This is a genomic window from Pseudomonas sp. LS-2 (genome assembly GCF_003605735.1).
Classification (GTDB): Bacteria; Pseudomonadota; Gammaproteobacteria; order Pseudomonadales; family Pseudomonadaceae; genus Aquipseudomonas.
The window spans coordinates 118,033-132,304 of record NZ_QXTJ01000031.1 but is presented as its reverse complement, the minus strand read 5'-3'; the positions used below and the strand labels follow the sequence as shown (position 1 = coordinate 132,304).

Below are 14,272 nucleotides of genomic sequence, written 5' to 3'. Positions count from 1 at the left end.
ACCCTACTGAACAAGGGTAAATACAGTGGAATGCAACCAGGGAACAAAGGACGAAGGCCTGCACCTTCGCGAGCGGTCTGGAACGCACCTCGCGCGCACCTATATAAAGGAAGCGAGGCACGACCGAAGATCGATCCATTCCCTGGAAACACTCCGGAAAAGCCTGTCGTCGACGGCATGACAGGCTTGAACCAGCATGAAACCAATACGCTGAAACAAAAAAAGCCGCACTAGGCGGCTTTTCGATCCTCGTGAACGCCCTTCGGCAGCTCTAGAGGCTTGTAGCTGGTGCGGACGGAGAGACTCGAACTCTCACACCTTGCGGCGCTGGAACCTAAATCCAGTGTGTCTACCAATTCCACCACATCCGCGTTTTGAAGCGCTTAAAGCAAAGGCGCCAGATTATGAATCTGGCGCCTTTTCGAATATGGGGTGGACGAAGGGGATCGAACCCTCGACAACGGGAGTCACAATCCCGTGCTCTACCAACTGAGCTACGCCCACCATATTGCGTTGTAACCGACGCATTCAACTTGAATGCTACTTGTGCCAAAGCTGCCGTTAATGGCGCACCCGGCAGGACTCGAACCTGCGACCATCCGCTTAGAAGGCGGATGCTCTATCCAGCTGAGCTACGGGCGCTTATTTAATCTGCTTTCTTTCGATAACAAATTAAGAGCTTTCAATCACGCTGAGCCGATCTGAACTCTACCTGACCTAATCAACCTTTCAACCTGACTGACCGCTTCCGGTTAATCCTGCGTGGGGTTGTGCCCGACAAGTGCGACGAATCTTATAGACGGTCCTGAAGGTCGTCAACACTTTTTTCTAAAAAATTCAGTTAATTAAAGGGGTTAGCTTATTAAGCAGACCAACCGCCTTTGCCGGTGGGCCATGTCATGCGAGAATGCGCGCTCTTTTTCCCTCCCTTCCGATGGTTAATCACGCGTAATGACTGCAAAACTAATAGACGGCAAAGCGATCGCAGCCAACCTGCGCCAGCAGATCGCCCAACGAGTCGCCGAACGTCGCGAGCAAGGGCTGCGCACGCCAGGCCTCGCGGTGATTCTGGTCGGCAGCGACCCCGCCTCTCAGGTTTACGTCTCGCACAAACGCAAGGACTGCGAAGAGGTCGGTTTCATCTCTCGGGCCTACGACCTGCCCAGCGAAACCACCCAGACCGAACTGACCGATCTGATCGACAGCCTCAATGACGATCCGGCCATCGACGGCATCCTGCTGCAACTGCCACTGCCTGAGCATCTGGAATCGTCCAGCCTGCTGGAGCGCATTCGTCCGGACAAGGACGTCGACGGTTTCCATCCCTATAACGTAGGGCGTCTGGCCCAGCGCATTCCGCTCCTGCGTCCGTGCACGCCAAAAGGCATCATGACCCTGCTGGAAAGCACCGGCGTGGATCTGTACGGTAAGGATGCAGTGGTCGTCGGCGCTTCCAATATCGTCGGTCGTCCGATGGCGATGGAATTGCTGCTGGCAGGTTGCACCGTCACTGTTACTCACCGCTTCACCCAGGATCTGGCCGGTCACGTTGGTCGCGCCGATCTGGTAGTGGTCGCTGCCGGTAAGCCAGGGCTGGTAAAGGGCGAATGGATCAAGGAAGGCGCCATCGTCATCGACGTCGGCATCAACCGCCAGGACGACGGCAAGCTGGTCGGGGACGTGGTCTACGAGACCGCCCTGCCCCGCGCCGGATGGATCACGCCAGTGCCGGGCGGCGTAGGCCCGATGACCCGCGCCTGCCTGCTGGAGAACACCCTGTACGCAGCGGAAACACTGCATAGCTGATTGGCATTGTATGCGCAAGAGAACGGCACCCGGGCGGTGCCGTTTTTTTTGCCCGGTGTTTTTTTGAGGTGGTGAGGTGCCTGGCTGACGCTGTCGTTCTGGCTAACGCCAGACCTGTTTCGACTTCGTCGAGTTACTTGGAAAAGCCCCAAGTAACCAAGGGCTTTTTCTCCTGGTTGGGGTCTGACTTCGTCAGACTTCCCTCACTCCGGTCTCGCTCCGTGGGCCCGGCGTGAATGGCCCATCCATGGGCCAAACGCCTCTCGCCGCATCCATGCGGCTCGACCCACTCCACGAGACCTGCGTTCGGCCTGCACCCAAGTCGCGTTTGGTGGTGTCTGGGCTGTCGCGCATTAAGATCAAAAGCAAATCAAAAGCACGACACCGATCCCGTAGCGGTCCGGCTTACCGACGGTGGGGTCCTTGTGATCGCTGCCGCCGGCAAGCCGGACTGCTACGGGAAGGTGTGGAGTTCTTGAGCGCAAATCTTACTGACGCCACAGATTGCGACTTTGGGAGGCCGAGTGGAGGTATTGCGGAGTGGGCCGAGCGGCATGGATGCCGCGAGAGCCGCATTGGGCCATGGATGGCCCGTTTGCGGCGGGCCCACGGAGCAATGCCGGAGCGAGGGAACCCCGACGAAGGAGGGGCCGGACAGTGGAGCGAAATGGTTTGGTTACTTTGCCAAAACAAAGTAACTCGACGAAGTCGAAACAGATCTGGCGTTAGCCAGAACAAACGCGTCAGGCCTGACACCTCCATGCCCCGTCGAACACAAAAAAACGGCGCCAACAGGCGCCGTCCCTCTTCATCTCCCACTCTTACTTCTTGGCCGCTTCCCAGCTCTTCAACAGATCCGAGTAAGCGATGGTTTCGCCCTTCGGTTTCTCGTTGGCCAGTTTACGTTGTGGCGCAAGGAATTTACCGCCGCTCTTCTCGGCCTTGCTGTACCACTCTTCAGCCGAGGTCTCCGGGTTCATCTTCGGCGCACAACCACTCGCCTCCTGAACCTTGGAACGTTCGATACGGGTCATGATCGCATCCTGATCCTTGGCCAGCCCGTCCAGCGCCGCTTGCGCGGTCTTCTCGCCGGTCACTGCTTCAGCCACGTGACTCCACCACAACTGAGCCAGTTTCGGATAGTCCGGAACGTTGGTGCCGGTCGGCGACCACTGCACGCGCGCCGGGCTGCGGTAGAACTCCACCAGGCCACCGAGTTTCGGCGCCAGGGCGGTCATCTCCTTGGAGTTGATGTCCGACTCACGAATCGGCGTCAGGCCGACGATGGTCTTCTTCAACGACACCGACTTGGATGTCACGAACTGCGCGTAAAGCCAGGCAGCGTTACGCTTCTTCTCGTCGGAGGATTTGAGGAAGGTCCACGAGCCCACGTCCTGATAGCCCAGCTTCATGCCTTCTTTCCAGTATGGGCCTTTCGGCGATGGTGCCATGCGCCATTTCGGCGTGCCGTCGGCGTTCATCACTGGCAGACCTGGTTTGGTCATGTCGGCGGTGAAGGCGGTGTACCAGAAGATCTGCTGAGCGACGTTGCCCTGCGACGGTACCGGACCCGACTCGGAGAAGGTCATACCCGCGGCTTCCGGCGGCGCGTAGGCCTTGAGCCAGTCGATGTACTTCTGGGTCGCATACACAGCGGCCGGGCCGTTGGTGTCGCCCCCGCGCGTGATGCTCGAACCGACCGGATGGCAGTCCTCTACGCGAATACCCCACTCGTCCACCGGCAGACCGTTCGGCAGGCCCTTGTCGCCGCTACCGGCCATGGAGAACCAGGCATCGGTGAAGCGCCAGCCCAGAGACGGGTCTTTCTTGCCATAGTCCATGTGGCCATAGACTTTCTTGCCGTCGATTTCCTTGACGTCTTCACTGAAGAACTTGGCGATGTCTTCATAGGCCGACCAGTTCACCGGGACGCCCAGCTCATAGCCGTATTTGGCCTTGAATTTCTCTTTCAGGTCAGGACGCTCGAACCAGTCGGCGCGGAACCAGTACAGGTTGGCGAACTGCTGATCGGGCAGTTGATAAAGCTTGCCGTCCGGCGCGGTGGTGAACGAGGTGCCGATGAAGTCCTTCAGGTCCAGTGTCGGAGACGTCACCTTGGCGCCTTCGGGACTTGCCATCAAATCGGTCAACGACAGCGCCTTGCCGTAACGCATGTGCGTACCGATCAGGTCGGAGTCGTTGACCCAGCCGTCATAGATACTCTTGTCCGACTGCATAGCGGTCTGTAGTTTCTCGATGACGTCGCCTTCCTGCAGCAGGTCATGAGTCACCTTGATGCCGGTGATTTCGGTAAACGCCTTGGCCAGGGTTTTCGACTCGTACTCATGGGTGGTCAAGGTTTCGGATACCACCTTGATGTCCATGCCGCGAAAGGGTTCGGCAGCCTTGATGAACCACTCCAGTTCCTTGAGCTGGTCAGCATCGGACAGCGTGGTCGGCTTGAATTCGCTGGCCGCCCACTTCTTCGCCGCGTCTTCGTACTGATCGGCCCAGGCCGAAACGCTCAAACCGCTGAGCATCACCATCGTTGCTACCGTCACACTATGTCGCAGCTTGTTTTTCTTATTGAACATAGACACCTCCAGTGTTGATTCTTATGTAGTCCCGCTTTGCAAATCCCGCCAGCCCGGCTGCATTGGCAGCAGCCCGCCCGACCTTCAACCCCAACGCATCACCACCAGCAGCCAGACCAGAGACAGCCCGGATGCCACCCAGATATTCCAGTCGGTCGCGCCGATCACCAGCAGATGCAGGTAGGCACTGCCAAGAAGACCGATGAACAGCCGGTCGCCACGGGTGGTGGCAATCGGCAGAAAGCCGCGACGTTCAATGCTCGCCGAGCGCAACTCCCAGACGGTCATCGCAACCAGAATGGCGGCGATGGACGCAAAGAAAATGGCGGTCGGCAGTGTCCAGGACATCCACTCCATTTTTTCGACTCCTCAGACACGACCAAGGGCAAAACCCTTGACCACATGATTGCGAACGAACCAGATCACCAGCATGCCCGGCAAGATGGTCAACACCCCCGCTGCCGCCAGCACGCCCCAGTCGATCCCCGATGCCGATACCGTGCGGGTCATGACCGCTGCGATAGGCTTGGCGTTGACCGATGTCAGCGTCCGAGCCAGCCACAGTTCGACCCAGGAAAACATGCAGCAGAAGAACGCCGTCACACCGATGCCCGAGCCGATCAGCGGAATGAAAATCTTGCCGAAGAACTTGGGAAAGCTGTAACCGTCGATGTAGGCGGTTTCGTCGATCTCCTTTGGCACCCCGGACATGAAGCCTTCAAGAATCCACACCGCCAGCGGCACGTTGAACAGGCAGTGGGCCAGCGCAACAGCGATGTGGGTATCAAACAGACCGATCGACGAATACAGCTGGAAAAACGGCAGCAGAAACACGGCCGGTGGCGCCATGCGATTGGTCAGCAGCCAGAAGAACAGGTGCTTGTCACCGAGGAAACGATAGCGGGAAAACGCGTAAGCGGCGGGCAATGCCACGCTCAGCGATATCACGGTATTCAGGCAGACGTAGTAAAGCGAGTTGATGTAGCCGCTGTACCAGCTCTCGTCGGTGAAGATGACCTTGTAGTTGGCAAGGGTGAAATCCTGCGGAAACAGCGTCAGACCGCCAAGGATTTCGGTGTTGGTCTTGAACGACATGTTCACCAGCCAGTAGATAGGCACCAGCAGAAACAGCAGGTAAATCCACAGCGGTATTATTTTTTTCAGGTTCATGAGCCTCCCCTCAGTTCTTTTCGCCGTGGGTCATGGCGGTGTAGAACACCCATGACACCAGCAGGATGATCAGGAAATACACCAGCGAGAACGCCGCCGCAGGACCCAGGTCGAACTGGCCCAGCGCCATGGTGGTCAGGGTCTGGCTGAGGAAGGTGGTCGAGTTGCCCGGACCGCCACCGGTGAGCACGAACGGCTCGGTGTAGATCATGAAGCTGTCCATGAAGCGCAGCATCACGGCGATCAACAGCACGCTCTTCATCTTCGGCAGTTGAATGTGTCGGAACACGGCCCAGTTGGAGGCCCGATCGATGCGCGCCGCCTGGTAATACACGTCCGGAATCGCACGCAGGCCCGAGTAGCAGAGCAGCGCCACCAGCGAGGTCCAGTGCCAGACGTCGATGACCAGCACGGTCACCCAGGCGTCCGACGCATTCGCCGCGTAGTTGTAGCTGATGTGCAGCACGTTATTGAGAAACCAGCCCAGCAGGCCGATGTCCCCACGGCCGAAGATCTGCCAGATGGTGCCGACCACGTTCCATGGAATCAGCAGCGGGATGGTCATCACGATCAGGCACACCGAGGACCAGCGCCCCTTGGTCGGCATGGTCAGCGCGATGCCGATCCCCAGCGGGATTTCGATCAACAGCACGCAGAACGAATAGATGAACTGACGCAGCAGCGAGTCATGCAGACGCGGGTCCTGCAACACCTGCCTGAACCAGTCGGCGCCGACGAAGTAGCGGCTGGACTGGTCGAAGATGTCCTGCACCGAATAATTGACCACGGTCATCATCGGAATGATGGCGCTGAACGCCACCAGCAGAAAGACCGGCAGTACCAGCCACCAGGCCTTGTTGTTCTGCACCTTACTCATGGGGCACCTCGCTGGCCGGATCGATTTCCAGCAGAAATTCGTCGGCGTAGAGCATCAGCCATTGAGCCGGGAAACTGATCCAGGCCTGGCCTTGCGGCACCGGTTTGTCTTCCTGCAGACGGACTTTCAAGGACTGCCCGGCCAGACTCAGCGTGAGGATCTTGTAAGTACCCAAGTCTTCGACGTAGGTCACGTCAGCGCACATCGCGTCTTCGAACGGGCCGTCCCAGACGTGCACGAACTCCGGCCTGATGCCGACCTTGAGCGTGCTCCACTGAGTCGACGCCAGACGTAGCTGCAACGCTTGCGGCAATGGCAGGTGAATCCCGCCGAACCCGACGCCGCCGACCTCGGGCTTCACCTCGATCAGATTCATGCCGGGGCTACCGATGAAGTAGCCGACAAACGTGTGATGGGGTTTTTCGAACAATTCGCGCGGGGTGCCGAACTGGACGATCTGGCCGCCATACATCACGGCGATCTTGTCGGCGAAGGTCGAGGCCTCCAACTGATCGTGGGTGACGTAGACCATGGTGATATTGAACTGCTCGTGGATCTGCTTGAGCTTGCGCCGCAGCTTCCACTTCAGGTGCGGGTCGATCACGGTCAGCGGTTCGTCGAACAGAATCGCCGACACGTCATCGCGCACCAGCCCGCGCCCCATCGACACCTTCTGTTTTTCGTCGGCGGTCAGGCCCTTGGCTTTCTTTTTGAGCAGCGGTTGCAGGTCGAGCACATCGGCGATTTCCTGCACCTTGATGCGAACCTTCTCCTCGGCCATGCCCTGATTGCGCAGGGGAAATGCGAGGTTGTCGTACACCGTCATGGTGTCGTAGACCACCGGAAACTGGAAAACCTGAGCGATGTTGCGCTGCTCCGGCGACATGTCGTTGACCACGGTGGAGTCGAACATCACCTTGCCTTCCGACGGGCTGAGCAGGCCGGAAATGATGTTGAGCAAGGTCGATTTCCCGCAGCCGGACGGGCCGAGCAAGGCATAGGCCCCACCCTGCTCCCAGATGTGGGTCATTTCTCGAATGGCATAGTCTTCGGGGCCACTGGGGGTGGCACTGTAGCTGTGCGCGAGTTGTTGCAAGCGGATCTCGGCCATCAGGCAACCCTCGCCATGCGCAGGCCCGGCGCCTGTATGAGGCCGCCCTGCTGATCGAATACGAACAGTTTGTGCGTCGGGATGTACACGCGAATCGGCGTATCGACGTCGTACTCATGAACGCCCGGCAGGTGCAGCACCAGCGAGAAATGCTCGTTGCGCACATGCAGGAAGGTTTCCGAGCCGCTGATTTCCGCGAGTTCCACGGTCACCGCCAGCTCAAGGTCATCGTCATTGGACGGCACCAGGCTCAGGTGGCTGGGGCGCACGCCAAAGCCGTACTCACCGTCGCCGATCTTGCGCAGGTCGACGTTGAGCGGGAAATGCACGAAGTTGGCGAAGCTGACCTCATTGCCGTCGATACGGCCGGGCATCAGGTTGATCGGCGGCTCGGAGAACAGTTCGGCCGCCAGCACGGTTTTGGGCTGGTGATAGACCTCGGGGGTCCTGCCGTGCTGGATCAGCCGGCCCTCATGCAGAATCGTCGTGGTCCCGCCCAGCGCCAGTGCTTCGTTCGGTTCAGTGGTGGCGTACACCGCAATCGTGTTGCGGGTCTCGAACAGCTGGCGCATTTCCTGACGCAGTTCTTCGCGCAGTTTGTAATCGAGGTTGACCAGCGGTTCGTCGAACAGGATCAGCTCGGCATCCTTGACCAGCGCACGGGCCATGGCCGTGCGCTGTTGCTGGCCGCCGGAGAGCTCGAGGGGATAGCGCGTGAGGAATTTTTCGATGCGCAGCATCTTCGCGGTTTCCCGCACCCGGCTTTCGATTTCGTCTTTGGACATCTTCGCCTGGCGCAGGGGCGAGGCGATGTTGTCGTAGACGGTCATGCTCGGGTAGTTAATGAACTGCTGGTAAACCATGGAGACGTTGCGATGGCGCACCGCAATCTGGGTGACATCTTTGCCATTCATCAGTACTCGGCCGCTGTCTGGCTTGTCCAGGCCGGCCATCAAGCGCATCAGGCTGGTTTTGCCTGATAAGGTGCGCCCCAGCAATACGTTGAATGAGCCGGGTTCAAAGCTCAGCGACGCGTCGTCGATCCAGATCTGACCGTCGACTGCGCGACTGACGTGCTCAAGCGTGAGAGACATGGCGTGCCCTTTTATCTGTTCTTATTAGGGTGTGGCTCAGGGTGTGGCGTGTTCGGGTCGCGACATTCGTCGACCGCTTGTTGGATAGCGACAATCGTGCCAATCGACCTTCGCTAACGAACAAAGCGCCAGGACACCCGGTTTAGAGCACTTGAGCCCGACAACTACAGCCAGCCACATTCGTTGATGAACATAAGTGAACAGGAAAGGCTGAACACCTGAACAAAATGAACATTGACTTTGAACAATCCTGAACAACAATGGATGAACGTTTCGAGCACGGATGCTCTGCCAAAGCCGTACCCCAAAAAACAATAAAAGATTCGGACGGAGCCATTCCCATGGCCACACCAGGCGCATCCATCGCTCACGACACGATCATTCAGGATTCATGGGCCCGCTGCCGCGAGTTCGGGCTGGATCACCTGTCCCGCCCCTCGTTCGGCCGTTTGCCGGAACAACAGGTTTCACACCTGCTAGAGCGTCATCATTCGCTGGTGCAGACCACCCACCAGCAGGTTCTGCCCTTCTACGAGAACATCCTCAGTAACTCCAATTGCCTGATCCTGCTCGCCGATCAGCAAGGCCAGGTGCTCAATTCCTGGGGCACCAAGCGTTTCGTCGAGCCGGCGCAACAGGCCGGGTTCGTCGCGGGGGCCAGTTGGCTCGAGAGCGGGGTGGGCACCAATGCCATCGGCACGGCGCTGGCCTGCGAGCAGGCTGTTCACATTGAACACGATGAACACTTTCTCAAGGCCAACCGCTTCATGACCGGGTCCGCCGCGCCGATTTTCGACGCCTCACGGCGCATGATTGCCGTGCTCGACGTGTCCAGCGACAGCTTCCTGCCACCCTCCCACACGCTGGGGATGGTGAAGATGATGAGCCAGACCATCGAGAACCGGCTGATCCTCGATCAGTTCCAGAACAGTCACTTTCAACTGACCTTCAATACCGGCCTGAACAATCTGGACAGCCAGTGGGCAGGATTGCTGGTGTTCGATGAGAGCGGGCGCGTCCTTTGTGCCAACCGGCGCGCCGATAGCTTGCTAGGCGTCAGCTTGCTGCGGGCCAATCTCGAAGACTTGTTCAAGGCGCCGATTGCCCATCTGCTCGCTCAGCAGGAAGGCCAACCGTTTGCACTGCAGGCATCAGGTCATAACCGCTTTCATTGCCTGATCAGGCGGCCCAAAGCCCCTGTGCTGAAACTCAGAACCGTGCCGACGCCGAAAAACCCTGAGCCCGATAACGCCAAGGGGCTGGCTGCGCAGGGCTTTGGTGACGAGAAGGTCGCAAAGGCGGCGCGTCAGGCTCAGCGTCTTTTAGAGAAGAATGTACCGCTGTTGATTCTCGGCGAGACCGGCGCGGGCAAAGAGGTGTTCGTCAAGACGCTGCATCAGGGCAGCTCCCGTGCCGATCAGCCGTTGATTGCCGTGAACTGCGCAGCGATTCCTTCGGAGCTGGTCGAGGCGGAACTGTTCGGTTACGAAAAAGGCGCGTTCACCGGTGCCCACCACAAAGGCAGCATCGGGCTTATTCGCAAGGCCGATAAAGGCACGCTGTTTCTCGACGAAATTGGCGATATGCCTTTGCCTGTTCAGGCGCGCCTGCTGCGCGTATTGCAAGAACGCTGCGTTCAACCGTTGGGCAGCAGCGAGCTGTTCCCGGTGGATATCCGCGTGATTTCCGCCACCCACTGCTCCCTGCGCGAACAGGTGCAAAGCGGGCGTTTTCGTCAGGATCTCTATTACCGCATCAGCGGGCTGAACCTTGAGCTGCCGCCGTTACGCGAACGCACCGACAAAGCCGCACTGGTTCAGACGATCTGGGAACAGCATCGTGAACCGCAACAAACCGCGGGATTTGAAGCGTCAGTCCTGGCGTTGTTCGAGAAACATCCCTGGCCTGGCAATCTGCGGCAGTTGAGCAATGTGATTCAGGTGGCGCTGGCCCTCGCTGACGATCAGCCCATTTCCACCGAGCATCTGCCGGAAGATTTTTTTGCGGATCTGACGCAGGAAAGCGACAGCAACGAACCGCAGACTGTATTTGATCGCAAGGCAGCGCTGGATACGCCCGAGGAGTTGAACGAGTTGCTGCAGGCGGCCGGAGGGAATATTTCGCAGTTGGCCAAACGGCTGGGGATTAGCCGGAATACGCTTTACAAGCGGCTTCGGGAGCAAAGGTTCTGACTGAGGGAAGGTCATAGGCCTGGAACAAATGAGGCGCCTGATTCTGCTGTTGCTGCGCAACAGATCGTCGGCAAGCCAACTCCCACGGCCTGCGGCCAGAATCTGTAGCCAGTCCGGCCGGGCGACGTTGCGTTTGCCGGCGGTGGCGGCCTTGAGATCGCTACCGCCGGCAAGCCGGACTGCTACAGGTTTACACGGTGATCTTTGCCATACTCAACGTGGCAGCAATCATCGCTGAGTGCATCAATCCGCCAAACGCCAGGTCGTGCCGCCCTTGCCGTCTTCCAGCACCACGCCCATGGCGGTGAGCTGGTCGCGGATGCGGTCGGATTCGCCCCAGTTCTTGTCGGCGCGGGCTTGCAGACGTGCGGCAATCAGCGCTTCCACTTCGGCCGCATCGACACGACCTTCGGCGCCTGCGCGCAGAAAATCGTCGGCTTCGAGCTGCAACACACCCAGCACGCTGGCCAGTTGCTTGAGACGCGCCGCCAGACCGGCCGCTGCCGCAACATCGCTGTCACGCAAACGGTTGATCTCGCGCACCATCTCGAACAACACCGCACAGGCTTCCGGCGTACCGAAGTCGTCGTTCATTGCAGCCGAGAAACGCTCGACGAACGCCTCGCCCCCCACAGGCTCGCTTGCCGGCAGGCCTTTGAGCGCATGGTAGAAACGTTCCAGTGCGCCCTTCGACTCTTTCAGGCTGTCTTCGGAGTAGTTGATCGCGCTGCGGTAATGGCTCGACACCAACAGGTAACGCACCACTTCCGGATGGTATTTATCCAGCACGTCGCGAATGGTGAAGAAGTTGTTCAAGGACTTGGACATCTTCTCGCCATTGATGCGGATCATGCCGCAATGCATCCAGGCATTGGCGTAGGTCTTGCCAGTGGCCGCTTCGCTCTGGGCGATTTCGTTTTCGTGGTGCGGGAATTCAAGATCGCTGCCGCCACCATGAATGTCGAAGGTCTCACCCAGGCAGCAGGTGGACATCACCGAGCATTCGATATGCCAGCCCGGACGACCCGGCCCCCACGGCGATTCCCAGCTCGGCTCGCCTGGCTTGACGCCTTTCCAGAGCACGAAATCCAGAGGATCGTCTTTCGCTTCGTCAACCTCGATCCGCGCACCGATGCGCAGGTCTTCGATCTTCTTGCGCGACAGCTTGCCGTAACCCAGGAACTTGCCAACGCGGTAATAGACGTCGCCGTTGCCCGGCGCGTAGGCGTAGCCCTTGTCGATCAGGCTCTGGATCATGTCGTGCATGCCGCCGATGTAATCGGTGGCACGCGGCTCCATGTCCGGCTTGAGGATGTTCAGGCGCGCTTCGTCTTCGTGCATCGCATCGATCATGCGCGCGGTCAGGGCATCGAACGCTTCGCCGTTTTCACGGGCGCGGTTGATGATCTTGTCGTCGATGTCGGTGATGTTGCGCACGTAGGTCAGGTCATAACCGCTGAAACGCAGCCAGCGGGTGACGAGATCGAAGGCGACCATGCTGCGGCCGTGGCCCAGGTGGCAGTAGTCATATACGGTCATACCGCAGACATACATGCGCACCTTGTTGCCATCCAGCGGCTTGAAGACTTCTTTGCTCTTGGTAAGCGTGTTGTAGATAGAGAGCACGACGATTCCTTATTGGCCCCACGAGTCGCGCAGGGTCACCGTCCGATTGAATACTGGACGACCTGGTTTCGAGTCCTTGATGTCCGCGCAGAAATAACCTTCGCGTTCGAACTGGAAACGGTCTTCCGGCGCAGCTTCGCCCAACGATGGTTCAGCTCGACAACCGGTCAGGACCTGCAAGGAGCCTGGGTTGATGTTGTCCAGGAAGGTCTTACCCTCTTCTGCCTTTTCCGGGTTCGCGGACAGGAACAGGCGGTCGTACAGACGCACTTCGCATTCGATGCTTTCAGCGGCCGGCACCCAGTGAATCACGCCCTTGACCTTGCGGCCTTCAGGGTTCTTGCCCAGGGTGTCGGGATCGTACGAGCAACGCAGTTCGACGATGTTGCCGTCGGCGTCTTTGATGGCCTCGTCGGCGCGGATCACGTAGCTGCCACGCAGGCGCACTTCGCCGTTCGGCTCCAGACGCTTGTAACCCTTTGGCGGCTCTTCCATGAAGTCATCGCGGTCGATGTAGATTTCACGGCCGAACGGAAGCTTGCGCACGCCCAGCTCTTCTTTCTGCGGATGACGGGGCAGCTCGAGGTTATCGACCTTGTCTTCCGGGTAGTTGGTGATCACGACTTTCAACGGACGCAGCACGCACATGGCGCGCGGGGCGTTGTGGTCCAGGTCCTGACGGATGCTGAATTCCAGCATGCCGAAGTCGACCACGCCGTCGGAGCGGTTGGTGCCGATCATTTCGCAGAAGTTGCGGATCGAGGCCGGGGTATAGCCGCGACGGCGGAAGCCCGACAGCGTCGACATGCGTGGGTCATCCCAGCCATTGACGTGCTTTTCATCGACCAGCTGCTTGAGCTTGCGCTTGCTGGTGATGGTGTAGTTCAGGTTCAGGCGCGAGAACTCGTACTGGCGCGGCTTGCACGGCACCGGCAGGTTATCGAGGAACCAGTCGTACAGTGGACGATGGCTTTCGAATTCTAGGGTGCAGATCGAGTGCGTGATGCCTTCGATGGCGTCCGACTGACCGTGAGTGAAGTCGTAGATCGGGTAGATGCACCACTTGTCACCGGTCTGATGGTGATGAGCGTGGCGAATGCGATACAGGATCGGGTCGCGCAGGTTCATGTTCGGCGAAGCCATGTCGATCTTGGCGCGCAGCACGCGGGCGCCGTCTTCGAACTCACCGGCTTTCATGCGGGCGAACAGGTCCAGGTTTTCCTCGACGCTGCGCTCACGGAACGGGCTGTTCTTGCCCGGTTCGGTCAGAGTGCCGCGGTATTCGCGCGCCTGCTCCGGGGTCAGGTCGTCGACGTAGGCCTTGCCCGACTTGATCAGCTCCACTGCCCAGTCGTGCAACTGGTCGAAATACTGCGAGGCGTAACGCACTTCGCCGGACCACTCGAAGCCCAGCCATTTGACGTCGGATTCAATGGCGTCGATGTATTCCTGATCTTCCTTGGCCGGGTTGGTGTCATCGAAACGCAGGTGCGTGACGCCACCGAACTCCTGAGCCAGCCCGAAGTTGACGCAGATCGACTTGGCATGGCCAATGTGCAGGTAGCCGTTGGGCTCCGGCGGGAAGCGGGTCACGATCTTGGTGTGCTTGCCCGAATCCAGGTCCGCCTGCACGATCGGGCGCAGGAAGTTGGTGGGAATTGCAGGGCCTGCCTTGGTGTTGGCAGCAGCGTCTTGAGTGGGCTTGCTCATAGGATCCTTGAAAACCTGACAGTCTTGGCCAGGGTAGGCCGAATAAATCAAAGCGCCTATCATAGCCGAACCTGTCAACCCCCTGACAGCGC

General features: G+C 59.0%; 10 protein-coding genes and 3 tRNA genes. 2 read left to right on the top strand and 11 right to left on the bottom strand.

All coding sequences use genetic code 11. From position 1 onward, the window contains the following. Positions 1 to 286: 286 nt before the first annotated feature. From D3M70_RS17945 to D3M70_RS17935, 3 genes are all read right to left on the bottom strand, one after another. Positions 287 to 371: transfer RNA gene (locus D3M70_RS17945), tRNA-Leu, on the bottom strand. A gap of 57 nt (positions 372 to 428) precedes the next feature. After that, a tRNA-His gene (locus D3M70_RS17940) sits at positions 429 to 504 on the bottom strand. A gap of 61 nt (positions 505 to 565) precedes the next feature. Next, a tRNA-Arg gene (locus D3M70_RS17935) sits at positions 566 to 642 on the bottom strand. 309 nt (positions 643 to 951) lie between these two features. Here D3M70_RS17935 and folD point away from each other — a divergent pair. Continuing rightward, positions 952 to 1,806 carry a bifunctional methylenetetrahydrofolate dehydrogenase/methenyltetrahydrofolate cyclohydrolase FolD gene (folD, locus tag D3M70_RS17930; protein ID WP_120127048.1) on the top strand — a complete coding sequence of 285 codons (855 nt, stop codon included), beginning with the start codon at positions 952 to 954 and terminating at the stop codon, positions 1,804 to 1,806. 821 nt (positions 1,807 to 2,627) lie between these two features. Here the strand turns inward: folD and D3M70_RS17920 are convergent. The 6 genes from D3M70_RS17920 to D3M70_RS17895 form a co-directional block, all read right to left on the bottom strand. Further along, complete coding sequence (locus D3M70_RS17920; protein WP_120127047.1) at positions 2,628 to 4,400, bottom strand: ABC transporter substrate-binding protein; 1,773 nt, start codon at positions 4,398 to 4,400, stop codon at positions 2,628 to 2,630. A gap of 84 nt (positions 4,401 to 4,484) precedes the next feature. After that, entirely contained in the window at positions 4,485 to 4,757 is a 273-nt protein-coding gene (locus tag D3M70_RS17915) for a DUF2160 domain-containing protein (RefSeq protein WP_081568657.1), read from the bottom strand. A 12-nt stretch (positions 4,758 to 4,769) separates the two neighbouring features. Beyond that, positions 4,770 to 5,570, bottom strand: a complete 801-nt coding sequence (locus D3M70_RS17910) for a carbohydrate ABC transporter permease (protein WP_120127046.1) — start codon at positions 5,568 to 5,570, stop codon at positions 4,770 to 4,772. 10 nt (positions 5,571 to 5,580) lie between these two features. Further along, positions 5,581 to 6,447, bottom strand: coding sequence for a carbohydrate ABC transporter permease (locus tag D3M70_RS17905; RefSeq protein ID WP_120127045.1), 867 nt, complete (start codon positions 6,445 to 6,447; stop codon positions 5,581 to 5,583). Next, on the bottom strand, positions 6,440 to 7,558 hold the full coding sequence (locus D3M70_RS17900) for an ABC transporter ATP-binding protein (protein ID WP_120127044.1): 1,119 nt from the start codon (positions 7,556 to 7,558) through the stop codon (positions 6,440 to 6,442). The genes D3M70_RS17905 and D3M70_RS17900 overlap by 8 nt, the downstream gene beginning before the upstream one ends. Next, complete coding sequence (locus tag D3M70_RS17895) at positions 7,558 to 8,652, bottom strand: ABC transporter ATP-binding protein (RefSeq protein WP_120127043.1); 1,095 nt, start codon at positions 8,650 to 8,652, stop codon at positions 7,558 to 7,560. The genes D3M70_RS17900 and D3M70_RS17895 overlap by 1 nt, the downstream gene beginning before the upstream one ends. Before the next feature lie 341 nt (positions 8,653 to 8,993). Here D3M70_RS17895 and D3M70_RS17890 point away from each other — a divergent pair, with 341 nt between their 5' ends. Further along, a complete protein-coding gene (locus D3M70_RS17890) occupies positions 8,994 to 10,844 on the top strand; it encodes a sigma-54-dependent Fis family transcriptional regulator (protein ID WP_120127042.1) in 1,851 nt (616 codons plus the stop codon). A gap of 243 nt (positions 10,845 to 11,087) precedes the next feature. Here D3M70_RS17890 and cysS read toward each other — a convergent pair whose 3' ends face one another. Together cysS and D3M70_RS17880 are read right to left on the bottom strand one after the other, a co-directional pair. Then, positions 11,088 to 12,470, bottom strand: a complete 1,383-nt coding sequence (gene cysS / locus D3M70_RS17885) for a cysteine--tRNA ligase (RefSeq protein ID WP_120127041.1) — start codon at positions 12,468 to 12,470, stop codon at positions 11,088 to 11,090. Between the two features lie 9 nt (positions 12,471 to 12,479). Next, positions 12,480 to 14,180 carry a glutamine--tRNA ligase/YqeY domain fusion protein gene (locus D3M70_RS17880; protein WP_120127040.1) on the bottom strand — a complete coding sequence of 567 codons (1,701 nt, stop codon included), beginning with the start codon at positions 14,178 to 14,180 and terminating at the stop codon, positions 12,480 to 12,482. Between the last annotated feature and the right edge of the window lie 92 nt (positions 14,181 to 14,272).

What these genes read in the sequence shown, in the direction of transcription:
- D3M70_RS17920 (WP_120127047.1), bottom strand. Translation starts at nt 4,400, where the DNA reads ATGTTCAATAAGAAAAACAAGCTGCGACATAGTGTGACGGTAGCAACG.
- D3M70_RS17915 (WP_081568657.1), bottom strand. Translation starts at nt 4,757, where the DNA reads ATGGAGTGGATGTCCTGGACACTGCCGACCGCCATTTTCTTTGCGTCC.
- D3M70_RS17905 (WP_120127045.1), bottom strand. Translation starts at nt 6,447, where the DNA reads ATGAGTAAGGTGCAGAACAACAAGGCCTGGTGGCTGGTACTGCCGGTC.
- D3M70_RS17895 (WP_120127043.1), bottom strand. Translation starts at nt 8,652, where the DNA reads ATGTCTCTCACGCTTGAGCACGTCAGTCGCGCAGTCGACGGTCAGATC.
- D3M70_RS17890 (WP_120127042.1), top strand. Translation starts at nt 8,994, where the DNA reads ATGGCCACACCAGGCGCATCCATCGCTCACGACACGATCATTCAGGAT.
- D3M70_RS17910 (WP_120127046.1), bottom strand. Translation starts at nt 5,570, where the DNA reads ATGAACCTGAAAAAAATAATACCGCTGTGGATTTACCTGCTGTTTCTG.
- folD (WP_120127048.1), top strand. Translation starts at nt 952, where the DNA reads ATGACTGCAAAACTAATAGACGGCAAAGCGATCGCAGCCAACCTGCGC.
- D3M70_RS17880 (WP_120127040.1), bottom strand. Translation starts at nt 14,180, where the DNA reads ATGAGCAAGCCCACTCAAGACGCTGCTGCCAACACCAAGGCAGGCCCT.
- D3M70_RS17900 (WP_120127044.1), bottom strand. Translation starts at nt 7,558, where the DNA reads ATGGCCGAGATCCGCTTGCAACAACTCGCGCACAGCTACAGTGCCACC.